At 36.0% G+C, this 22,264-nt stretch carries 19 protein-coding genes; 15 read left to right on the top strand and 4 right to left on the bottom strand.

From position 1 onward, the window contains the following. Positions 1–5: 5 nt before the first annotated feature. Positions 6–929, top strand: coding sequence for a LacI family DNA-binding transcriptional regulator (locus IGJ11_RS02240; protein WP_010738433.1), 924 nt, complete (start codon positions 6–8; stop codon positions 927–929). Between the two features lie 226 nt (positions 930–1,155). On the opposite strand, the gene IGJ11_RS02245 is transcribed toward IGJ11_RS02240, so the two are convergent. Further along, on the bottom strand, positions 1,156–1,914 hold the full coding sequence (locus IGJ11_RS02245; RefSeq protein ID WP_034699548.1) for a MerR family transcriptional regulator: 759 nt from the start codon (positions 1,912–1,914) through the stop codon (positions 1,156–1,158). A gap of 197 nt (positions 1,915–2,111) precedes the next feature. On the opposite strand from IGJ11_RS02245, the gene IGJ11_RS02250 reads away from it, so the two are divergent. From IGJ11_RS02250 to IGJ11_RS02275, 6 genes are all read left to right on the top strand, one after another. Continuing rightward, positions 2,112–2,480, top strand: coding sequence for a DUF1827 family protein (locus tag IGJ11_RS02250; protein ID WP_063626561.1), 369 nt, complete (start codon positions 2,112–2,114; stop codon positions 2,478–2,480). A 1,128-nt stretch (positions 2,481–3,608) separates the two neighbouring features. Then, positions 3,609–4,265: a hypothetical protein gene (locus tag IGJ11_RS02255; protein ID WP_207433144.1), complete on the top strand. Its 657-nt coding sequence runs from the start codon at positions 3,609–3,611 to the stop codon at positions 4,263–4,265. Between the two features lie 422 nt (positions 4,266–4,687). After that, entirely contained in the window at positions 4,688–6,160 is a 1,473-nt protein-coding gene (locus IGJ11_RS02260) for a nicotinate phosphoribosyltransferase (protein ID WP_010738428.1), read from the top strand. Between the two features lie 12 nt (positions 6,161–6,172). Further along, entirely contained in the window at positions 6,173–6,997 is an 825-nt protein-coding gene (gene nadE, locus IGJ11_RS02265; protein ID WP_010720037.1) for an ammonia-dependent NAD(+) synthetase, read from the top strand. Between the two features lie 539 nt (positions 6,998–7,536). Beyond that, the gene (locus IGJ11_RS02270) at positions 7,537–9,387 is read left to right on the top strand and encodes an LTA synthase family protein (RefSeq protein ID WP_207433146.1); all 1,851 of its coding nucleotides are present in this window, start codon (positions 7,537–7,539) and stop codon (positions 9,385–9,387) included. A gap of 93 nt (positions 9,388–9,480) precedes the next feature. Next, positions 9,481–9,915 carry a hypothetical protein gene (locus IGJ11_RS02275; protein ID WP_010738426.1) on the top strand — a complete coding sequence of 145 codons (435 nt, stop codon included), beginning with the start codon at positions 9,481–9,483 and terminating at the stop codon, positions 9,913–9,915. Between the two features lie 402 nt (positions 9,916–10,317). Here the strand turns inward: IGJ11_RS02275 and IGJ11_RS02280 are convergent, their stop codons facing one another. Both IGJ11_RS02280 and IGJ11_RS02285 read right to left on the bottom strand, forming a co-directional pair. Continuing rightward, positions 10,318–10,479, bottom strand: a complete 162-nt coding sequence (locus IGJ11_RS02280) for a hypothetical protein (protein WP_010720034.1) — start codon at positions 10,477–10,479, stop codon at positions 10,318–10,320. Between the two features lies 1 nt (position 10,480). Further along, positions 10,481–11,512, bottom strand: coding sequence for a lactonase family protein (locus IGJ11_RS02285; protein ID WP_207432820.1), 1,032 nt, complete (start codon positions 11,510–11,512; stop codon positions 10,481–10,483). 136 nt (positions 11,513–11,648) lie between these two features. Here IGJ11_RS02285 and IGJ11_RS02290 point away from each other — a divergent pair, with 136 nt between their 5' ends. Together IGJ11_RS02290 and IGJ11_RS02295 are read left to right on the top strand one after the other, a co-directional pair. Then, positions 11,649–12,002 carry a PTS glucitol/sorbitol transporter subunit IIA gene (locus IGJ11_RS02290; protein ID WP_034699568.1) on the top strand — a complete coding sequence of 118 codons (354 nt, stop codon included), beginning with the start codon at positions 11,649–11,651 and terminating at the stop codon, positions 12,000–12,002. 8 nt (positions 12,003–12,010) lie between these two features. Then, positions 12,011–13,165 (top strand): AI-2E family transporter, encoded by a 1,155-nt coding sequence (locus tag IGJ11_RS02295; protein WP_010720031.1) that lies wholly within the window; start codon positions 12,011–12,013, stop codon positions 13,163–13,165. A 175-nt stretch (positions 13,166–13,340) separates the two neighbouring features. Here the strand turns inward: IGJ11_RS02295 and IGJ11_RS02300 are convergent, their stop codons facing one another. Next, positions 13,341–13,961: an NAD(P)H-dependent oxidoreductase gene (locus tag IGJ11_RS02300; RefSeq protein ID WP_010720030.1), complete on the bottom strand. Its 621-nt coding sequence runs from the start codon at positions 13,959–13,961 to the stop codon at positions 13,341–13,343. Between the two features lie 218 nt (positions 13,962–14,179). Between IGJ11_RS02300 and IGJ11_RS02305 the strand changes: the two genes are divergently transcribed. The 6 genes from IGJ11_RS02305 (at position 14,180) to manA (ending at position 22,242) form a co-directional block, all read left to right on the top strand. Next, positions 14,180–14,824 (top strand): TetR/AcrR family transcriptional regulator, encoded by a 645-nt coding sequence (locus IGJ11_RS02305; protein WP_207432823.1) that lies wholly within the window; start codon positions 14,180–14,182, stop codon positions 14,822–14,824. A 15-nt stretch (positions 14,825–14,839) separates the two neighbouring features. After that, positions 14,840–16,567 (top strand): ABC transporter ATP-binding protein, encoded by a 1,728-nt coding sequence (locus IGJ11_RS02310; RefSeq protein WP_034699574.1) that lies wholly within the window; start codon positions 14,840–14,842, stop codon positions 16,565–16,567. Then, positions 16,564–18,441: an ABC transporter ATP-binding protein gene (locus IGJ11_RS02315; protein ID WP_207432834.1), complete on the top strand. Its 1,878-nt coding sequence runs from the start codon at positions 16,564–16,566 to the stop codon at positions 18,439–18,441. Before IGJ11_RS02310 ends, IGJ11_RS02315 begins: the two co-directional genes overlap by 4 nt. Before the next feature lie 221 nt (positions 18,442–18,662). After that, positions 18,663–19,511, top strand: a complete 849-nt coding sequence (locus IGJ11_RS02320) for a VOC family protein (RefSeq protein WP_207432837.1) — start codon at positions 18,663–18,665, stop codon at positions 19,509–19,511. A gap of 707 nt (positions 19,512–20,218) precedes the next feature. Next, on the top strand, positions 20,219–21,244 hold the full coding sequence (locus IGJ11_RS02325) for a serine hydrolase domain-containing protein (RefSeq protein WP_010720025.1): 1,026 nt from the start codon (positions 20,219–20,221) through the stop codon (positions 21,242–21,244). A gap of 38 nt (positions 21,245–21,282) precedes the next feature. After that, positions 21,283–22,242, top strand: a complete 960-nt coding sequence (gene manA, locus IGJ11_RS02330) for a mannose-6-phosphate isomerase, class I (RefSeq protein WP_010720024.1) — start codon at positions 21,283–21,285, stop codon at positions 22,240–22,242. Positions 22,243–22,264 lie beyond the last annotated feature (22 nt).

Raw genomic sequence — 22,264 nt, forward strand, 5'->3', positions numbered from 1 at the left:
AAAGCATGACAAACATTAGAGATATTGCAAAACTGACGGGTTATTCTGTCTCTACCGTTTCACGGGTGATCAATAATCATCCTTATGTTGACGAAACAAAACGTGCCAAGATTCTATCCGTCATTAATGAGTTATCGTATGTTCCTAATGCAAGTGCCAGACAGCTCAGTTATGGAAAAACAAAAAATATTGGTGTTATTCTGCCTTATACGGATCATCCTTATTTCGATCAATTGCTTAGTGGGATCATTGAAGTCGCCTTCAACGAAGATTATCAGGTGACCTTGTTACCAACAAATTATCAGGCAGAAAGAGAGAGAATGTATTTAGAAGAATTTGCAGGTAAACGATTTGATGGTTTGATCGTTACTTCTCGTGCCAACAATTTAGATGTATTGCTCTCTTATCAAAAGTATGGGCCAATCATTTTTTGTGAAGAAATAAAAGAAACAGAAGCTGGTTGCGTGTTTATCGATCGTGAACAATCTATTACTGAAGCATTATTGTATTTAAAAAAACAAGGCGTGGAAAAGCTTGGCGTTACTTTAGGAAGAAGTGGTCGTCTTAGTTTTAATACAAAAGTGACGTTGGAACTTTGTAAAAAAATATTTCCCGATTTCAAAGAGGAAAATGTTTTTTGGAACTGTATTGACTATGAACAAGGGGTGAATGCAGCGACGTATTTTAAAGAAAAAAAGGTAGATGGTGTCTTCACTAATTCAGATACAGTTGCTGCCGGTATATTGCAAAGCTCCATCTTAGAAAGTAAAAACCGTCTTGTTGGTCGTGATAATCTGTTGATCAGTGAGCTAATGTCTTTTTCTACGATTGACCATGGCTTAAGAGAGTGTGGAGAAACGGCTTTTCTACTTTTTATCGAAGAAAAAAAAGATCAAATCAAAATTCCTTATCGATTTATTGTGCGATAGTCGAAATGGTTTTAATGCGGAATCAAAAGTAGATCGAAGTAACGCAAAAACCTAAAAAAGAAACCGAATAGCCAAAAATAGTTTCTCCTATTTTTGTGATTGCTTCGGTTTCTTTTTGACGTCAATGGATTATGAAAGAATGTGGTGTCTGCATTCTGACAGGATGGATCATAAAGTGAGATCTTCGCTACTTATTTCCTAAAATGAACGTCCACTCAAAGACAACTTATTCAACCGCGTATGTTTGAATGATCGTATTCAATGCTTGGGCAGCTCCGTTTCCACAACGCTCATCATAGTAAGCGGTGAATCGTTCATCAGAAATATACAATAAGCCTAAGCCACGATGAGCTTCGGAACTATAAGAAGGCCAGCTAAAAGTAAGCCATTTTTTGTGTTCTTCAAATAGTTTCAATGCTAGTTTTTGATCAGAGTCTGATTGTAAATAAGCTGTCAAATCAGCTAAGAGTTGTTTTTCTAAAGACTGCATTTCTTCAAATTTTTCTTCAGACATATTTTGCCATTTTTTATTTGCTTTCTCAACGGTGTCGTCTCCATATTTTTCTCGTATTTCTTGTCCATAGTTTGTTTCATTTTCCATTATTTTTTGTTTTTTAAATCCTTCAAATTTCTCATGATCTTTCATTGGTTTTCCTCCTTCGTAACTCTCCAGTGTATGTTGAATAGTCATTAATAGTGTGTCGAGCTGTTTTCTTTTTTCTTGTAACATTTCTTGATGTTGGATCAACGCTTGTCGATGATCGAAAGCTGGATTATCTAAAATTTCTGCAATTTGTTCTAACTTAAAATCAAGGGAGCGATAAAACAAAATCTGTTGTAGTCGGTCAACTTCTTGGCTAGTGTAGATCCGATAGCCAGACTCAGTCACCCGTGATGGTTTCAGTAAGTGGATCTGATCGTAAAAACGCAGGGTACGAGGACTAACACCAGAAATTTCTGCCATTTTTTTTATAGTATATTCCATGCTTAACCTCCTTATAGAATGATCTTATTCCTTGACGTAACTAGAAGGTCAAGAAATTTTGAATATTTTTTTGTGTTTATTTTTATGTTATAATAAGTAAAGTAGAAAAACGAATTTTTCTGCTTTAAATATGTCATGTTGAAAGCGATTCCTTTGTTGGGCGCTTGTTATAAATAATAATAGAAAAGAGGAATAAGATGAAATTAATCGAAACGCCAGTTACAAGTAATTTAAATATTAAGACGTTTTATCCTAAAGTAGTAGATTTTTTCTTTAGTAGCAAAGCCATCAAATACTATAAACTTTATTCGCTTGATCGAACACAGATTTTATACATTGATACGTATGAAAAATCCCAATTATTGATGATTAATACGAAGAAAAAAATCACCAAGCAAGAAATTGATTTTGCAATCCGTCGTATTTTGAAAGCAGAACGTGAAGACGTCAAGGTCCATATTGGTGTAAAACAAGACTTAGAACGAGCAGGTGTCCAATTCAAACGACCAAATAAAGATATCGTTATTGTTGAACAGAAAGTAGGTCGTTCAGTGGAGGACAAATAAAACAGTCTTCTGCAAATGAGTAAGTTGTGTACCGGTCTCAAAATTGGAGCTGTTAAGAAAAACTAGATACTTGGTTCAGAGAACAAGAGAAAAAATTTTTTTCAAGGTCTCTAGGGATGGATGACTAAGGGCAAAATGCATCCCTTTAGTATTGTAGTAAGTTTTAATACATTTAAATATTTCCATCTGAGTTTGAGGTGATGTCTCTGAATTGAGTCTCTTTGTCCAACGAGGTTGGTAACGAGAAATCTTAGGATAAATTCAACAGAAAGAAGAAAACTTCTTTCTGTTTTTTTGAACTGGAAATCGGACGCTTGTTTGACTTCAAAAAAACTAGGAACTTTTTTATAAGCCTCGTTCCTCTCTTAAGTAATGCTTTTCTTGTTCTAACTTCTTCATGTCATCATGAGCATCAAAAAGTGCGTTCCCTTTTCTAAGAAACGCACTTGCTTTATATTTTTTAATTTCTTGAATCCAACGATACAAGCGGTGAGCCTGTTTTTTTAGCTACAGGCTAACTTCTTTCGCAAAAAATTATTCTTCGATCATTAGGTTGACGGCAACAATTTTACTTACTTTATCAACTGAATCTCTTGGCATAATAGAAATCCTCGATTTTCCTTCATTTTTTATCTAGTTTATTACAACAATTCCAACATTAAACTATAAATCTTTCCTAATACTTATTAAAATAAAAAAAAAATTTATGATGGTACCTCTTTATCAGTATATAATGCTAAGTGTCGGGAGATACGTTACATAAATCTTATTACTATAGATAAAGGGAGGTCGTTAAATATATAAGAAAGTGCAAAGTGTAATATTTTTTTATTTAGGAAAAAAAATTAAGTTTATGTAACTATGTATTATTAGATCTCTATTGAATCCAAGGATGATTTATTTAGATGATAATTAAATTTAAACCCATTCAGACATCTATTATTGAATAAACATAATTATCCGATTACTTGGAGAAAAATCAATACCGACATTTATTAATGGTTAGAGAATATGAACTTTAGGATGTCATGATAAAAAATAAAACATAAAAGGATTGATTTGATGAAACATAGTAAACTATTATTATTAACCTCGTTTTTGTGCATTAGCGCTGGGACAATAAATACCATGACAGTTAATGCAGCTCAACAAGTAACTGTCTCAGATTCAACTGTCCGAAACGCTGTAGAGGCTGTAAACCATTTATTTACCGACAATACATACACCACATTATCTCCAAACACAACAACTGAAACGATCAAAGAAGCTAGAACGCTGATTCTTAAGACCGCAGGAAAATGTGACATCGTTCATTTAAGTAATTTATGCAAGAAGGCGGAAAGCTTGTTATTAAAAAGTACCAATTCAGTAGATTCAGCTGTCCGAAATGCTGTAGAGGCTGTAAACCATTTATTTACCGACAATACATATACCACATTATCTCCAAACACAACAACTGAAACGATCAAAGAAGCTAGAACGCTGATTCTTAAGACCGTAGGAAAATGTGACATCGTTCATTTAAGTAATTTATGCAAGAAGGCAGAAAGCTTGTTATTAGAAAGTACTAATTCAGTAGATTCAGCTGTCCAAAATGCTGTAGAGGCTGTAAACCATTTATTTACCGACAATACATATACCACATTATCTCCAAACACAACAACTGAAACGATCAAAGAATCTAGAACGCTGATTCTTAAGGCTGTAGGAAAATGCGACATCGTTCATTTAAGTAATTTATGCAAGAAGGCGGAAAGTTTATTAGCACTATCTGTTCATTTATAAAAAATAGAAAGTTTATAACCTTTCACTTCTTTAAATATTCCTATAGGCACGACACCTAAAAGTGGGAAGTAAACAAATTGACATAGGCTGTTTGTTCTCTGCGCTGTACGGAGGGCGAACAGCCTAATGTCTGTAGTCTTTTATGAGAGAAGCGGTGATTAAAGTCATTTTTTTCGGAAAAATCATGGAAGATTGGACAACTTTTAATTTCACTTCAAAATTGTCTGTAACCATAAAAAAGTCGACCCCCAAAAAGGTCACTTTTTAGTCTAAATTTTTTGAGGTTGGTTCATTATTGTTCTGGGTTATAAATTTATTTTCATTTGTCCTTTTTCAGAAAATAATCAAGATTTCTTCTACTCTAGCGTTTTTTTGTTATAATGGATAAGAAATGAAAACTTGCCAAGAGGAGTAATATAAAGATGAATAAAATTTACCCAGATGACAGTTTGACGTTGCATACTGATTTATACCAAATCAACATGATGCAAACGTACTGGGAATTAGGTCGTGCGGATCTCCACGCTGTTTTTGAATGCTATTTCCGTGATATGCCATTTAACCATGGGTATGCCGTGTTTGCAGGATTAGAACGTCTTGTGGAATACTTAGAAAATTTGACGTTTAGTGAGTCAGACATTGAATACTTACGCAAAATGGACATCTACCCAGAAGGTTTTTTAACATATTTAAAAGAATTTAAATTTAAAGCTACTGTCCGCTCGGCGCGTGAAGGTGAATTAGTGTTTGCCAATGAACCATTGATCCAAGTGGAAGGTCCGTTAGCACATTGTCAATTGATTGAAACAGCCCTACTGAATATGGTGAACTTTCAAACGTTGATCGCTACGAAGGCAGCAAGAATCAAATCAGTGATCGGCGATGATCCATTGTTAGAATTTGGTACTAGAAGAGCGCAAGAATTGGATGCTGCTGTTTGGGGAACTCGAGCTGCTTACATCGGTGGAGCAGATGCTACTAGTAATGTCAGAGCTGGGAAAATCTTTGGGATTCCTGCAAGTGGAACGCATGCGCATGCACTTGTTCAATCTTATGGAAATGATTATGAAGCGTTTATGGCTTATGCGAAAACTCATAAAGACTGCGTGTTCTTAGTTGATACTTACGACACCTTGAAATCTGGTGTGCCTAGTGCGATCCGTGTAGCAAAAGAATTAGGCAATAAAATCAATTTCCTTGGGGTTCGTATCGATAGTGGCGACATGGCGTATATTTCGAAACGTGTTCGTGAACAATTAGATGCTGCTGGTTTCACTGAGGCTAAAATTTATGCTTCAAATGATTTAGATGAAGCAACGATTTTAAATTTAAAAATGCAAAAAGCTAAAATCGACGTTTGGGGTGTAGGAACGAAATTGATTACAGCCTATGACCAACCTGCGCTTGGTGCAGTCTTCAAATTGGTTTCAATTGAAGATAAAGAGGGCAAAATGATCGATACAATCAAGCTTTCCAGCAATGCAGAAAAAGTAACAACTCCTGGCAAGAAGCAAGTGTGGCGAATCACTCGCAATTTTGATGGCAAATCAGAAGGAGACTACGTTACGCTTTGGGATGAAGATCCTAGAGAGGAAGCAGAGATTTTTATGTTTCATCCTGTGCATACCTTTATCAATAAAACGGTGCGTGACTTTACAGCTCGACCTATCTTACAAGATATTTTCGTGAAGGGCGAACGGGTCTATGAATTACCAACTTTAGATGAAATCAAAGCATATACACGTGATAACCTTGATTCACTGTGGGAAGAGTACAAACGTGACCTTAATCCACAAAAATACCCAGTTGATTTATCAACAGATTGTTGGAATCATAAAATGGCTACGATGGAACGGATGAAGAAAAACGTAGCTACTTTATACAATGAATATTAAGGAGGAAAAAGAATGAGCTTACAAGAAGAGATTATCCAAGAATTAGGTGTCAAACCAACCATTGATCCACAAGGTGAGATTCGAACTAGTATTGATTTCATGAAAGCTTATTTAAAGAAATATCCTTTCTTAAAAACCTTTGTTTTAGGAATCAGTGGGGGACAAGATTCTACGTTAGCGGGACGTTTGGCTCAATTAGCAATGGAAGAAATGCGTGAAGAAACACAAGACGATCGTTATCAATTTATCGCTGTACGCTTACCTTATGGCGAACAAGTAGACGAAGAGGATGCGAAAGCTGCAGTTGAGTTTATCCAGCCTGACGTTCGCCTACGAGTGAATATCAAACCTGCTGTCGATGCGCAAGTTGCTGAATTAGTCGCTGCAGGGATCGAAGTCAGTGACTTCAATAAAGGAAATATCAAAGCTCGTCAACGGATGATCACACAATATGCAATTGCAGGTGGTCATGCAGGAGCAGTCTTGGGAACGGATCATGCAGCTGAAAACATTACTGGTTTCTTTACAAAGTATGGCGACGGTGGCGCCGATTTGTTACCATTATTCCGCTTGGACAAACGTCAAGGAAAACAATTATTACAAGAACTAGGGGCACCTGAGAAACTTTATACCAAAATCCCAACAGCTGATTTGGAAGATGGCAAGCCGTTGATCGCCGATGAGGTTGCTTTAGGTGTTACTTACACTGAGATTGATGATTATTTAGAAGGTAAAGAAGTTCCAACAGATGCCAAACAAAAAATTGAAGCTTGGTGGAACAAAACGCAGCATAAACGACACTTACCTATCTCGGTGTTAGATGATTTTTGGAAATAAGCCTAAAAACTTTGTTGAAGATCACACCAATGAATGAAGTAGCATTGCTTGTTTTTAATGAACTCGTCATTTAGTAAAAAATAAGGTTGTCATAGTAAAGTTCAGATGGAAAAATAACCTGCTATATCCGAAAACAGCTTCTCGCATTTTCTGGATATAGCGGGTTATTTCTATTATCAAGAGAATATGAACCGCATGTTCTTTTTCAAGATTTAAGACAAAAGATTAAAAATAGCTATTCATTGGGTTTCAGTTCTATTCTGTAGTAGTACGTCAATGAAGTACTATTAATTAAGATTATAAACGCATGGAGGATTTTTTTAACGCCTTTTTTATAAGTCGCTACTTGCATACTATTGTTATGCTTTTACAATACGATATTGAGCAGTCGACAATTTGTGAGCAATCAAATCGGACAACGAATAAAAAAAGATAAGGGTTTGCAGACAGTTCTTTACTTGTTATCTGGAAATCATTAAAATAAGGAAAGCGGTATCGAATAATAAATGAATTAAAGGAGTATCCATTTGAAAAGACATATAAAAGATAGTCTCAATCAATTGTCTGTCAAACAGAAAAATTGGTTAAAATATACATTAGTGGCGATAAGTATCGTTTTTGTCGTTGGACTAAGCAATTTGTATTTACAATGGTGTCAAAACGATCTTTCTTTTGATCTAGCTGTAAAATTTGCTTTTTCGTGGCATACGGAAAAATTTTTATTAGCTTGTTTAGTGTTATTAATGATCTTCCTTTTTTTAGTGGCAGTATTAGGTTCTTTTCTCTTTGGAACATTCTTTTATCTTGTTGGCATTGGAATATTAGGTTACGCAAACTATTTAAAAATGACCTATCGACAAGAACCGATTTATCCCGACGACCTAAAGATGATCAAAGAGTTTGGTTTATTAAAAGATATGACAGGCACAACCTCGTTTTATCTATTAGCAGGAATGATCCTATTGGTGGTAGCAGGTGGTTGCTGGGCTATCTATCGGAGTTTTAAGAAAGACAAGAAATTTCAAGCCATCCGAGTGATCACATTATTTACTACGATCTTTGCGCTAATTTATATTAGTCATTTCAATAACCCAAATAATTTATTACGTAAAGCATATAACAAAACGGCTTTGTGGATTCCTTATAGTCAAAAGATGAATTATTATAATACAGGTTTTATTGGTGGTTTCTTATACAATTTAAAAATCGATCCAATGGAAAAGCCAAAAGGGTACTCCGAAGAAAAAATAAAGGAAATTACATCACACTATCAAAAGCTGGCAGATGAAAAAAATAAAACTGCCTCAGAAGAACAACCGAATATCATTTATGTGATGAGCGAAAGTTTTTCAGATCCTAGTCGTTTGAATGGGGTGGAAATTACCGGTGATCCTTTGGCAGATTATTATGCGGTGGCTGATCAAACTTATAGTGGTCAGATGCTTTCTCAAAATTATGGTGGGGGAACAGCCAATATCGAATTTGAAGCATTAACTGGTTTTTCAATGGGACTATTCAATGCTCAATTAACAACACCCTACACAATGCTAGTACCTAAAATGAATCAATTACCTTCGATCGTTTCAACATTGAAAGATCAAAATTATCATACGACTGCGATCCATCCTTATAACACCTCGATGTACAAAAGAAAAGATGTTTATGAGGTTTTAGGTTTTGATGAATTTATTAGTGAAAATACGATGACGTATACAGACACCATTGAAGATAATCCCTACATTTCTGATGCTTCTGCTTATCAAGAAGTGATGGATCTTTTAAAAGAGGACGATACACCCCAATTTATCCATCTTGTGACGATGCAAACCCATATGCCTTATGATGGAAAATATCAGCAGCTCGAATATACAGCCAAAACAGAGGATAATAGTGGGATAAGTAGTTTAGAAAATTATCTTCAAGATATTTCGTATAGTAGCCAATCCTTAAAAGCGTTCACGGAAGAACTGAAGAAGTTATCAAGAAGAACACTAGTTGTTTTCTGGGGAGATCATTTACCAGGGATCTATTCTGACACCATTCAAAATAGTAATGAGAAACACACATTACACGAAACACAGTTTTTGATGTTTGATAGTCAAGGAGAATTAGAAAAAACCGAAGCTCCTGTTACAAGTCCCTTTTATTTTGCTGCTGACTTGATGAATCAGACTAATCAACAGACAACTGGTTTTTATCAATTATTGTTGGCACTTCAAAATGAATTACCAGCATTTGAGCGAGAACTATACTACCAAGAGGGGCAATGGCATCGGGAAGCACAATTAAACAAAAAACAAGCAGAACTTTATCAAGCTTATGAGATGATTCAATATGATATTGTTTCTGGAGAAAAATACAGTTTACAAACAAATTTTTTTGAAAAATAACATATGACTTTATTACTCTGGGTAGAAAGCCTATTCAATTGTGCTAAAAAAAGGTAAAATAAAAGAGAAATAAAATCGAAAGTAGGAGAAAGAATGTTACCAAATATTGGTTATTATGTACAATCAGTCGATCGAATGGTCAAAGAGACGGAAGAGATCGGTGAACAGATGCATCCAAAATATCAAGTGATCAGAGAAGCGATTGATCAGAAAAAAACAGAAGACTTGTCTCCAGAAGAGTTAGCTGAAATTGTTCATTTGTTTGAAGAAGGAACAAAAAAATATCGTGTGATATTGAAAAAAATCAGTCAGTTGCGACCACCAGCAAAAGTAATGGGTATTCATAAAAGTTTTGAAAAAGCCTATACTTCCTACGTGGCTGGTTGTGAAGAAATGACTCAAAGTATCCAACCAGAGTCTGGAGTTGACCATGATTTATTTGATGCTTCTGAAGAAAAACAGGATCAAGCGACAGAAAATATTTCTTCAGCCATCCAAAAAATGACAAATTTATTGTTGAAAAAATAAAACAGTATAAAGTTTCGTTGAAAAATAGAGTGTTTTAATTTAATTATCATATGTTTTTTATGATAAAAATCAGTCAATCACTTATTATATGAAAGTAACCTATACCAACAACAATTTTGAATTATTCGATCGAATCATTCACTTTTACCGTCAAGCCTAACCAACTTGACGGTTTTTGCTATTTACCGATCGTTTGTCTCAGTTCAACTCAATCCCTCCATATTCAAATTCAACTTATAGAGGCTGCTTTTAACAAATCGTTCACCGAAAACAATGTAGTTCAGATGAACAAATATTATACCCAGCGGAGTTTCAACACTAAGCCAAAAAACTCGAAACGTGAAAAACTTGTTTCGAGTTTTCGTCATGATCAAATCAAGTAGTACTTTTCCGATCATTTATTTAATTTTCAACATTTCTGACATAATCATCAAAATATTGAAGTAAATCTTGTTTTAATTTTTGATAATCTGCTTCACTATATTCTTTTTCTTCTAACTTTCCTTGGAAAAAAGGAATTTCTAACTCTTCCCGTAATCGATCCAATACTTCATCTTTGTTCATGTTACTGCTCCTTTTCAAAATAAACACAGACACATTCTGGTGCATAGATGTCTTTTTGGCGTAATTCTAGTAAACCAGTCTCTTTATTTCGCGTGAAAAGCGTAAGATTATCGGTATTTTGATTGGCACATAAGACATAGTCGTTCGTAGGATCTAAAGCGAAATCTCTAGGGAAATCGCCTTCAGTAGAAATAATTTGGATACATTCCAACAGTTGATCCTTTTCAGAAACTGCAAAGACTGCAATTGAGTTATGGCCACGATTGGAAACATATACAAATCGACCATCATCTGAAATACGAATCGCAGCACCACCATTTTCTCCTTGAAAATCAGCTGGTAGTGTACTAATTTTTTGTTTTTCTTCAAAGCTGCCTTGGGCTTTATTATACGAAAGCACACGAACAGTACTATCAAGTTCACCAAATAGGTAAGCAATGGTTTCATTTGCAGGATGGAAGACAAGGTGGCGGGGACCAGTTCCAGGTTCTGCCACAAATTCAGAAACTATAGTTAATTTTCCTTGATCAGATACATCATACGTATAGACCCGATCCGTTCCCAGGTCACAAACCACTAATCGGTTGTCTGGAGTTAAATCAGTATAATGGACATGTGCATGGTCTTGATTTTTATGAGGACCAGTTGCTTCTTGATGAAAAACGGCATCAGTTGCTTCGAGACCTCCATCGTCTAGAATACGATAAACATTGACTTCACCTTTATGATAATTAGCACCATATACTAATTGACGAGATTCATCAACTGCGACGTAACATAAAGGAGCGCCTGATTCTGTTACCGCATTCAAAAAATGGAATTCTTGATCGTAAGCCCCGATCCCACCTAAACCGTCCAGACTTGTGACGTTATAAAGATTACCAGCTTCACTTTTTGCTAAGTAAGTTGGACTATTTTCTTTTACAGCTAGCTTCAATCCTGAGACTTCTGCTTTTTCTGTATCTAATTCAATGGTATAAATTCCTTCACTCACACGTCTTGTGTACGTCCCTAAAATGATTTTTTCTTTCATTTTATCCCTCCTAGAATGTATGAAATAGGTTCCTTGTTTATTTTAGCACATTTCAAACAGGAGAGTTAAACAATGAGAATATGTTATACTGAATATAGAGTTGAGCGACAGAATTTGTAACAAAGGAGAGAATAAAATGATTCATGCAACCATCAAAGAAATCGGAGAAAATGCAGTAAGTGAACAAGAACCGATCTTGATTTTATTTGATCGAACAGCAACAACTACACTACGTAACTATTCAGTGATCCAAAAGATTACTTCTACCGAAAAATTTTCATTAAAAAAAGGGGATTCACTTTTTTTTGATCAACAAGAATATCAGATTGAACATGTGGGAAGATTGGCAAATGAAAATTTAAACACAGTAGGGCATGTTACGCTGATTTTTGATCATTATTCTGAGGAAAATAGTATTGTGAACGGTCTTTACTTAACACCACATCAGTTACCTGAGATTCATGTCGGTACACAAATCAAATACAAGTAGGTGAGATTATGGAAGGGAAAAACAAGCGATCAAAACCAGTCTCTTGGTTTTGGCGATGGTTTTTAAATAATCAAGTCGTTACTGCGTTATTAGTAGTACTTTTGATCTTATTGATCGTTTTTTTATTTACTAAGGTGTCCTATCTATTTGCCCCGATCTGGCAATTCCTGGCGATCGTTGGCTTACCCATTATTTTAGCGGCAATTTTGTATTATTTGATGAATCCAGTTGTTGACTATTTGGAAAAGCGCCAAGTTCCAAGGCTCTATAGCATCATCGGGTTATTTGTATTAGTCGTGGCACTGATTGCTTGGGGAACAGTGGTAATCATTCCTAAAATCCAAGAGCAAACCGTGAGTTTTATCAATCATTTTCCTCAATATGTGGATACGATCGATAATAAATTGACAGAAATACTAAGAGATCCTCTATTCAACCAATTTAGGGAACAATTGGAAGCTACTGGCGATAAGTTCATGAGTTCAGCAGGTGATATGCTCCAAGATATTTCAAAAAGTACGGTTCAAAGTTTAGGAAGTTTTGTGGGAGCAGTTGCTACGATTATTGTTGCTTTGCTAACTATGCCGTTTATCCTTTTCTATTTATTGAAAGATGGCAAGCAACTTGCCCCTTATTTTGTGAATTTCCTACCAACACGTATGCGAAAACCAACTTTGAAAGTATTAAGTGAAATGAACGATCAAGTTTCTTCTTATATCCGTGGACAATTGACGGTGGCTTTTGCAGTAGCGATCATGTTTATGATTGGATTTGCAATCATTGGACTCGATTATGCAGTCACCTTAGGGATCATTGCCGGCTTTTTAAATTTGATTCCCTATCTAGGCTCATTTTTAGCAATGATCCCGGCAGTATTCTTAGGAATCGTGGCGGGACCGATCATGTTGATCAAAGTATTGATCGTATTTGCTTTAGAACAAACGATTGAAGGACGATTGATTTCTCCATTAGTCTTAGGGAATCAATTGGCGATCCATCCGGTCACGATCTTATTAGTTTTATTAACTTCTGGGAAGCTGTTTGGAATCGTCGGTGTGATTTTAGGTATTCCAGTATATGCTGCAGCAAAAGTGGTCATCTCACATGTTTTTGAATGGTATACAACTATCTCTAGTTTATATGAAGAAAAACAAAGTGACTAACCAATTGTGCACTAAAAACACATGACTAAAAAAACGAAGAAAGCGAAAATAGTTTAACTATTTTCGAGATTCTTCGTTTTTTTTTTAATTTTTTAAGAAATTTTTAGGTACTCGCTATGCAGCAATCAAAGTTAGTAAGGGACTAACTTTATAGTAAACCTGCAAGTAGCTTTTATTAGAACGTTTGACCAAATGCTGCAGCTTTATCTAAAGCTGATTGCATCAATTCTTCTGCACGGTCAGGGGTATAGTCGATACCTTCAATAAATAATTGATCCACTTGATCGATACCGACAAAGTTTAAGATGCCTTTGACATATTGAGAAGCGAAGTCTTGACCGTTATAAATGCCTCCGTTGGATTGGATGTGCAAAGCTTTTTTACCAGAAACTAATCCTTCTGGTCCGTTTTCAGTATAACGGAATGTCTTGCCAGCGACATTGACGGTGTCAAACCAAGCTTTTAATTTTGTTGGGATATTCAAGTTCCATAAAGCATTTGCAATAACGATCTTGTCTGCAGCAAGAAATTGGTCGGTCAATTCATTGAAACGAGCAATTTTTTGTTGTTGACTTTCAGACAAAGTAGAGAACTCAGCACCTGCCCGAAGTGCTTCCCATCCTGAAAGTAATTCTTCATCGATTTCTGGGATATCATCACGATAAAGCTCTAAAACAGTCACTTCATCTTCTGGATGATTTTCTTTGTAACTAGTTAAAAAAGTTGTTAATGCTTTAACTGAACGTGATTCTTGTGCAGTTAATGGGTGCCCTTTTACTACTAAAACTGATGCCATAATATTCTCTCCTTTAAGCTGACTTGTTATCTGACTAACATAGCTAGTTTACTTGAAAGCGAAAAGGCTATCAAGTTTTTTTAAGGTTCGATTTTTAATTATGAATTTTTTTAGTCTTTTCATGAAAAAACATGGAAAAGTATTGCAAAACATCTTCTTGATGTTATAATGACATAGTGTCATGTGACAGTGTGTCATTTTTAGAGAGGAGGAAAAAGATGCCTACGAAAACTTTTTTTCATTTACCAGAGGAAAAGCAGAAACGTTTATTAGAAGCAGCTAGGATTGAGTTTTCCAGAGTACCATTAAAAGATGCTTCTATCGCAAATATCGTGAAGATCGCAGAAATCCCTAGAGGTAGTTTTTATCAGTATTTTGAAGATAAAGAAGATCTTTACTATTATTATTTTGAAACTGTTCGACGTGATAGTTCAAAAGATATGTTCCAACTGATAAAAGATGTCGATGGTGATTTATTTCAAGGATTCGAGCTTTATTTTACTAAAATCATTCGGGAGATTTTAGTTGGGGAAAATGCTTCTTTTTATCGTAATCTTTTCATGAATTTGGACTATCGTGCTTCTCGTAAAGTCGTGCCACATACAAAAGATGATCAGCGTCATTCACATGCAAAACATCAAAAAGAGGCAAAAGAATTAATTGGATTGATTGATCGAACGACACTGAAAGTAAACGATGATCATGAACTGGAACTACTGATCCAATTGATCATGAATATCGTCTTTACTACGATTGCTCATGCCTATAAATCATTTTCAAAAAACGAAAATTACTCCGTGGATCATGCTATTAAAGAATTTAAATTAAAACTATCATGGTTGAAAGACGGCGTATATCAATAGAAAGAGGGGAATTACATGCTAAAAATCGTCAAACGGATTTCACTGACTTCAGCTATTGCAGCCACGTTGTTCATGGTTATCCAAGTTTTATCAGATCTTTATTTGCCGACGCTCACATCAAATATCATTGATAAAGGTGTAGCACGAGGTGATGTTGATTATATTTGGCAAACAGGTTTTGTTATGATCGGTTTTTCTTTGATTAGTATCATCGCAGCGATCGCAAATACCTTTTTTGCTACACGTGAGTCACAAAAATTAGGAAAGCAATTACGTACCGATGTTTATAAAAAATCTGAAAGTTTAACAAAAGATGCATTTGACAAATATGGTACAGCATCCTTGATTACCCGTACAACTAATGACGTGACACAAATCCAGATGGTTACGCAAATGTTTTTAAGAATGATGATCAATGCACCGATCACATTGGTTGGCGCAAGTTTTCTTGCTTATCAAAAAGATCATCAATTAACCAAAATCTTCTTAGTAGTTATTCCAATCATGCTAGTGGTGATCGGCGGAATCATGTTTTTTGCGGTACCACTATTCAAGAGCATGCAAAAGAAGACAGACCGTTTGAACCTAGTGTTTCGTGAAGGATTAACAGGGGTAAGGGTAATACGAGCGTTTGATAAGACACGTTTTGAAGAAAATCGTTTTGATTTAGCAAACAAAGATTATACAAATACAGCAATTAAAGTCAACACGATCGTTGCATTGATGATGCCGATGATGACTTTGATTATGAGTGGAACAAACGTAGCAATTACTTGGTTTGGTGGACACTACATAGCAGATATGACGTTAGAAGTCGGAAACCTAATTGCATTTATGACGTATGCTATGCAAATTTTAATTAGCTTTATGATGCTTTCAGCTATTTTTATCATGGTCCCTCGAGCGCAAGCTTCTGCTGATCGGATCAATGAAGTATTAGATGAAAAAGTAGGTATCTCAGATCCTGAGAACCCAACTGAGGTGACTCCTGCAGGTAAAGCTGCCACAATCTCATTTGAACATGTCAACTACCGGTACCATGGAGCTGAGAAGCTGGCATTAGAAGATATTGATTTTTCAGCAAAATCAGGCGAAACTGTTGCGATTATTGGTGGAACTGGTTCGGGTAAATCTACTTTAGTCAACCTTATCCCACGACTATACGATGTCGAATCAGGAACAATCAAGATTGATGGTGTAAGTATTACCGATATGACTCAGTATAATTTGCGTGAATTGATGGGCTTTGTTCCACAAAAAGCCATGTTGTTCTCTGGCACGATCAGAGAAAACATGCAGTACGGCAAAGCAGATGCTACTGATGAAATGATTTGGAAAGCGTTAGAAATCGCCCAAGCCAAAGACTTCGTTTCAGAAATGGAAGAGGGCTTAGACAGTCATGTTGAACAAGGCGGAGGAAATTTTTCTGGTGGGCAAAGACAACGTTTGGCGATTGCTCGAGCATTAGTCAAACCAGCTGATATTTATGTATTTGATGATTCTTTCTCGGCTTTGGACTTTAAAACAGATGCAAAATTACGTCAAGCTTTAAAACAAAATATGAAAGAAAGTATTACGGTTTTAGTTGCACAACGAGTAAGTACAGTAATGGATGCGGATATGATCTTAGTCCTTGATGAAGGAAAACTAGTTGGCAAAGGCACACACGATGAACTTCTTAAAACGAATGAAACCTATCAGGAAATCGTTCATTCACAATTAAGAGAGGAGGATCTAGCATGAGTAAAGGAACGACCAAACCTTCTCAACGACCAATGCCTGGCGGCGGTCACGGACCCGGTCGAAACATTGGGGCAAAAGGAGAAAAACCAAAGAATTTTTGGGGCACAGTGAAACGTTTATTTGGCTATATGTCAAAACGCTCGGTTGCGATCATTGCTGTATTTTTATTAGCGATCGCAGCAGTCATTTTCCAGATCCAAACACCAAAAGTATTAGGGAGAGCAACTACTGAGATTTTTAATGGGGTGATGGCTGGTGCAAAACAAATGCAAGCGGGGCAACAAATTTCTAAATTCCCAATTGATTTTGATAAAATTGCTCAAATCATCGCCACGGTTATTGTGATGTATTTGATTTCTGCAGTATTCAATTTCTTGCAACAATTTATTATGACACGAGTATCGCAACGAACAGTTTATGAGTTACGTCATGATCTAGAAGCAAAAATGAATCGTGTACCGATTTCTTATTATGATACACATACAAATGGAGACATCATGTCTCGTGCAATCAATGATATGGATAATATTGCCAGTACCCTTCAACAAAACTTAACACAGTTTGTAACAAGTGCAGTTACTTTGATCGGTGTCATCGTTATGATGCTTTCTATTAGTTGGCAATTGACGTTAGTGGCTTTACTGATGATTCCATTGAGTTTGATCGTCGTGATGATCATTGCACCCAAATCCCAAGTCTTTTTTGCAGAGCAACAAAAAAGTTTAGGTCTCTTAAACAACCAAGTAGAAGAAACTTATGGTGGTCATACGATCGTCAAAACTTTTAATCATACAGCCAAAGACCAAGAAGTTTTTGAAGAAGAAAACGATAAGTTATATGCTGCAGGGTGGAAAGCGCAGTTTATCTCTGCGATCATTATGCCTTTGATGAACTTCGTTAAAAATCTTGGCTATGTATTTGTTGCTGTATTAGGTGGGATCAAAGTTGCAAATGGGAATGTGACACTTGGGGACGTTCAAGCGTTCTTACAATATACGACACAATTCTCACAGCCGATTACTCAACTTGCAAGTTTAATGAACACGATCCAGTCAACTGTTGCATCTGCGGAACGGGTTTTTGAAGTGCTGGATGAAGAGGAAATGTCTGATAAAAAATCTGGGTTACCTGTTGAAGAGAACACACCATATAAAGTTCGTTTTGAAAATGTTCAATTCGGTTATACCAAAGATCAACTATTGATGACAGATTTTAATCTGGATGTGAAACCTGGAGAAATGGTGGCCATTGTTGGTCCAACTGGTGCTGGTAAAACGACCTTGATCAACTTGTTAGAACGTTTCTATGATGTTTCTGGCGGAAGTATCCGTTATGACGGGGTAGATACGAGAGATTTATCTCGAGATAACTTACGTGCTCAATTTTCAATGGTTCTGCAAGATACATGGCTATTTACAGGTAGCATCTACGACAATATCAAATACGGGAACGATGATGCAACTGACGAACAAGTGATTGAAGCAGCCAAAGCTGCCCATGTTGATGACTTTGTTCGCAAACTGCCTGAAGGTTATCAAACGGTATTAAATGAAGATGCCAGCAACATTTCCCAAGGGCAACGACAGTTAATCACGATTGCTCGGGCATTTTTAGCTAATCCGGATGTATTGATACTTGATGAAGCAACTTCTAGTGTGGATACTCGGACAGAGATTTTGATCCAAAAAGCGATGAATCGTTTATTAGAAAATCGAACAAGCTTTGTAGTAGCTCACCGTCTGTCAACCATTCGAGATGCCGATAACATTATTGTCATGAACCATGGTTCAATTGTTGAAACAGGAAATCATGATCAATTGATGGAAAAAGATGGGTTTTATGCTGATTTATATAACAGCCAGTTTTCCGAATAAGCTGTTTCTTAACAATTCATTAATAGTAAAACGCATGGAAAGAGCATCTGAAGCGTTCCATGCGTTTTATTTATTATAATGAATGTTATTTAAAAATAATTGCAGTATTGCGTGGAAAATGCGAAAATTCTCACATTTTTTTTAATAAAAACCCATTTATTGCTTGAAAGAAATGTGAAGCATCGTTAAAATAAAGCTGGACGTAGAGGGGAGCAAGAAAAATGAAAGAATTTAAATTGGGGTCTACTACTTACCTAAAAAGTGTAGCAATCCGGGTTAAAGATAGAGATAAAATGATTGATTTTTACAAAAATACGATCGGTTTTGATTTGAAACGGGAAGAAAATGAATTAGCTATTTTAGGGACACAAGAGCAAAATAGTGAGATGCTATTGCTAGAAGAAAGTCCTAGAGCGCATGATTACATTGGGGAAATCAAAAAACTGAAACGTTTTTCATTGATTATTCCAACGGTAGCAGAAATGGCTGATATCCTTTCCCGTATCCGTAAAACAAACTATCCAATTGAAGATGCGTTAGAAAATCAAGGGCGCATGGGGATCTTACTTAAGGATCCAGAAGGTAACGAATTAGAAATTTATCACGAAGAGGACAATGTTCAAGAACGAAATCAACCAGAAGCAATGGATCAAGAGTCATTATTACGTAAGTCAGAAGAGCGTTACAAAAAATTATCCGCTAATTCTTACTTTGAAAAAATCCATTTAAACGTTTTTGATAGCGAAGAAGAACGCCGTTTTTTAAGTGATTTACTTGGACTAAAAGTTCGGGAAGAAAAGAACGGATTACATGTTTTAAATGAAGGGAACTTCCATGTAGGAATCTCAGAAGCAAATAGTGAGGCATTAGCCTTGCCGACTCATGAAGTATTAGGTTTAGATTTCTTGAAATTCGTGATTGATCAAGAAAGCATGGAACAGTTGATTCAGCATTTAAATGAAACTGCAGTTGACTTCTTTATCGATCAAAGACATACTGTGTTAACAATTTATGATGCGATTGGTATCGAATGGTGGTTTGTGATCGATACAAAAAAAGCCAAAAAATAAAGCGAAGACAAATAATTGAATAGGTAGAAATAGCTCCTAACGATTTGATGTTTAGGGGCTTTTGCTTTTGTTCATTGTTGGCAAAGCGCATCACAAGCAACAACGGAAATCGAAAGCTGATTTTTTGTTCAATATATAAAGAGATACCAGAAACAACTCTTCAACTAAAGAAGTTTCTCTAAGATATAAGATGATAGAAGAAAAGTTGGTTTAAAAAATTTCTTATTGTCATTGGAGCTGACCGATGTTTTCACGACCTTACCCACGGCGTTCAAGAAGCAACTCCTCAGCAATAAGCGATGATTTTCTAAAATATGAGAAGCTATTTTAAAAAATCCTCTCTTATTCGTTCGGAGCTAATCGCTTCTTTCACGACCTAATCCACAGTGTTCAAAGAGCTGCCCTTCGGTAATAAATCAAAAAATCTCAAAACATGAGGAGCTGTTTCGAGATTTTCCTCCTTATTACTCAGGGAAAAACGCTCTTTTCACGACCTTTATCCACGGCGTTCAAACATCAGCTCCTTGAAATAAGCCTGAATTATTTAAAACATGAGGAGCTGTTTCAAAAAATTCTTTCTTATTGTCATCGGAGCTACCCGATGTTTTCACGACCTTTATCTACTTGCATCCTCTTGGAGAAAGCTATATGATTTGACTTAGCATGATGAACAAAAATTGATTTCTTCGACAGAGAAGGAGAATAAAATGTACCCAGAAACGAAACAGTTGATTTTAAATAAACTTGAAGAAGGTTATTATCCTGGTGTTGTTGGTGCGTTTATTAAGCATAAGCATGTTGAAACTTTTTCAGCAGGTCATGCACAGATCGTACCTGAAACCCAACCAATGACAGCAGATCTATTATTTGATGTGGCTTCTTTAACAAAAGTGATCGCTACCACCAGTCTAGTGTTACGCTTGTGGGAAGATGGTAAAATCGACTTAGACAAACCGTTACACCATTATTTACCGGCTTTTGAAAATGAAACAATCACGATACGACATTTACTGACTCATACATCAAATATTGAAACTTGGATTCCTAATCGAGATCAACTCTCTCAAGAACAGCTGATCGAAGCCTATTTAAAGCTTCAACCTGGTGATCAGTTAGGGAAATTAGTGAAATATACAGATGCAGGCACGATTTTATTAGGATTGATGCTTGAAGAGATTTTCCAAGAGCCAGCCACAGAATTATTTGAAGAACAAGTATTAGCGCCTTTAGGGATGATGCACAGTACGTTTTTACCTTATCCTTCTAAAAGAATTGTTCCCACACAACAACTCGCTTCAGGTGAGGTTTTGCGGGGCGTTACACATGATCCTAAAGCGAGAGTACTCGCTGAGCATGCAGGAAATGCTGGGTTGTTTCTTGATTTAGAGGACAGTATTACCTTTGTAAAAATGTATTTGAATTTAGGGAAAGCTGAAAATGGGCGTTTTTTAGAAGAACAAACGATTCGCTCACTTTTACAAGATCATACGCCAACGAAAAAAGGCAATCGTTCCTTAGGATGGGATTTAAAAAAAGGATTAGAACAACAGCAACCAATTCTTTTTCATACTGGTTATACGGGCACGTTCTTACTAATTGACATTATTGAACAGGAAGCATTTATTTTCTTATCAAACCGTATCCATCCAACGGATCATCGTGAAGCTTATATTCGTTGTCGTGATGAAATTGTTGAAAAATTTTTGAAAGAGAAAGCGTTATTAAAAAAATGATGCTATAATAACTATGATCATTGAGAGGAGTTTGAACTATGCAAGAACCTATGTTTTTAAAACCAGTTTTTCAAGAAAAAATTTGGGGAGGCAGCCGTTTAAGATCAGTATTTGGATTTGATATACCTAATGACAAAATCGGTGAAGATTGGGCGATCAGCGCACATCCACATGGTGTAAGTGTCGTTGAAAACGGTGAATACCAAGGACAAAAATTAGACGAGTTATGGCAAAACCACAAGGAATTGTTTGGCAACCCAACTGAGCCTGTCTTTCCATTATTAATTAAAATCTTAGATGCAGAAGACGAGTTATCAGTACAAGTCCATCCAGATGATGCTTATGGAATGAAGCACGAAGGTGAGTTAGGAAAAACAGAATGTTGGTATATCATTGATGCTGAACCTGGAGCAGAAATCATTTATGGCCATCATGCAAAAACAAGAGAAGAACTTGCTGAGATGATCCAAGAGGGTCGTTGGGATGACTTATTGAAAAAAGTCCCAGTTAAAAAAGGCGACTTTTTCTATGTCCCTAGTGGAACGATCCATGCAATTGGTAAAGGGATCATGATTTTAGAAACGCAACAAAGCTCGGACACGACTTATCGTGTATATGATTATGACCGTAAAGATGCCAATGGCAATACGCGTGAATTGCATATCCAACAATCAATTGATGTGACAACTGTTCCAGCTATTACGCCACAGATTCAAATGAAAGAAGTACGTAAAGGGAATTCTTCGATCGTTACGTATTTAGAGACCGAGTTTTTTAATGTTTATGAATGGGATATCAAAGGAATTACATCATTTAAAAAACAAGCACCTTATACATTAGCGACAGTAATCGATGGAGCAGGAGAGTTAGTTGTTAATGAAAAAATTTACCCATTAACTAAAGGGGCAAGTTTTATTTTACCAAATGATGTGACAGAATGGACGGTTCAAGGAGAGTTATCAATCATTGCCTCTGAACCAGGTAAAGCATCGAAATAAATAATCAGTGATTTATTAGTTA

This window comes from Enterococcus sp. DIV0691 (assembly GCF_051711145.1).
GTDB classification, from domain to species: Bacteria; Bacillota; Bacilli; order Lactobacillales; family Enterococcaceae; genus Enterococcus_B; species Enterococcus_B hirae.

Excerpts from the sequence above, each read along its gene's own strand:
- IGJ11_RS02290 (WP_034699568.1), top strand. The coding sequence starts at position 11,649 with ATGATTCATGCAACCATCAAAGAAATCGGAGAAAATGCAGTAAGTGAA.
- manA (WP_010720024.1), top strand. The coding sequence starts at position 21,283 with ATGCAAGAACCTATGTTTTTAAAACCAGTTTTTCAAGAAAAAATTTGG.
- IGJ11_RS02245 (WP_034699548.1), bottom strand. The coding sequence starts at position 1,914 with ATGGAATATACTATAAAAAAAATGGCAGAAATTTCTGGTGTTAGTCCT.
- IGJ11_RS02315 (WP_207432834.1), top strand. The coding sequence starts at position 16,564 with ATGAGTAAAGGAACGACCAAACCTTCTCAACGACCAATGCCTGGCGGC.
- IGJ11_RS02325 (WP_010720025.1), top strand. The coding sequence starts at position 20,219 with ATGTACCCAGAAACGAAACAGTTGATTTTAAATAAACTTGAAGAAGGT.
- IGJ11_RS02260 (WP_010738428.1), top strand. The coding sequence starts at position 4,688 with ATGAATAAAATTTACCCAGATGACAGTTTGACGTTGCATACTGATTTA.
- IGJ11_RS02320 (WP_207432837.1), top strand. The coding sequence starts at position 18,663 with ATGAAAGAATTTAAATTGGGGTCTACTACTTACCTAAAAAGTGTAGCA.
- IGJ11_RS02285 (WP_207432820.1), bottom strand. The coding sequence starts at position 11,512 with ATGAAAGAAAAAATCATTTTAGGGACGTACACAAGACGTGTGAGTGAA.
- IGJ11_RS02275 (WP_010738426.1), top strand. The coding sequence starts at position 9,481 with ATGTTACCAAATATTGGTTATTATGTACAATCAGTCGATCGAATGGTC.
- IGJ11_RS02280 (WP_010720034.1), bottom strand. The coding sequence starts at position 10,479 with ATGAACAAAGATGAAGTATTGGATCGATTACGGGAAGAGTTAGAAATT.
- IGJ11_RS02305 (WP_207432823.1), top strand. The coding sequence starts at position 14,180 with ATGCCTACGAAAACTTTTTTTCATTTACCAGAGGAAAAGCAGAAACGT.
- IGJ11_RS02310 (WP_034699574.1), top strand. The coding sequence starts at position 14,840 with ATGCTAAAAATCGTCAAACGGATTTCACTGACTTCAGCTATTGCAGCC.
- IGJ11_RS02255 (WP_207433144.1), top strand. The coding sequence starts at position 3,609 with ATGACAGTTAATGCAGCTCAACAAGTAACTGTCTCAGATTCAACTGTC.
- IGJ11_RS02295 (WP_010720031.1), top strand. The coding sequence starts at position 12,011 with ATGGAAGGGAAAAACAAGCGATCAAAACCAGTCTCTTGGTTTTGGCGA.
- IGJ11_RS02300 (WP_010720030.1), bottom strand. The coding sequence starts at position 13,961 with ATGGCATCAGTTTTAGTAGTAAAAGGGCACCCATTAACTGCACAAGAA.
- IGJ11_RS02250 (WP_063626561.1), top strand. The coding sequence starts at position 2,112 with ATGAAATTAATCGAAACGCCAGTTACAAGTAATTTAAATATTAAGACG.
- nadE (WP_010720037.1), top strand. The coding sequence starts at position 6,173 with ATGAGCTTACAAGAAGAGATTATCCAAGAATTAGGTGTCAAACCAACC.
- IGJ11_RS02240 (WP_010738433.1), top strand. The coding sequence starts at position 6 with ATGACAAACATTAGAGATATTGCAAAACTGACGGGTTATTCTGTCTCT.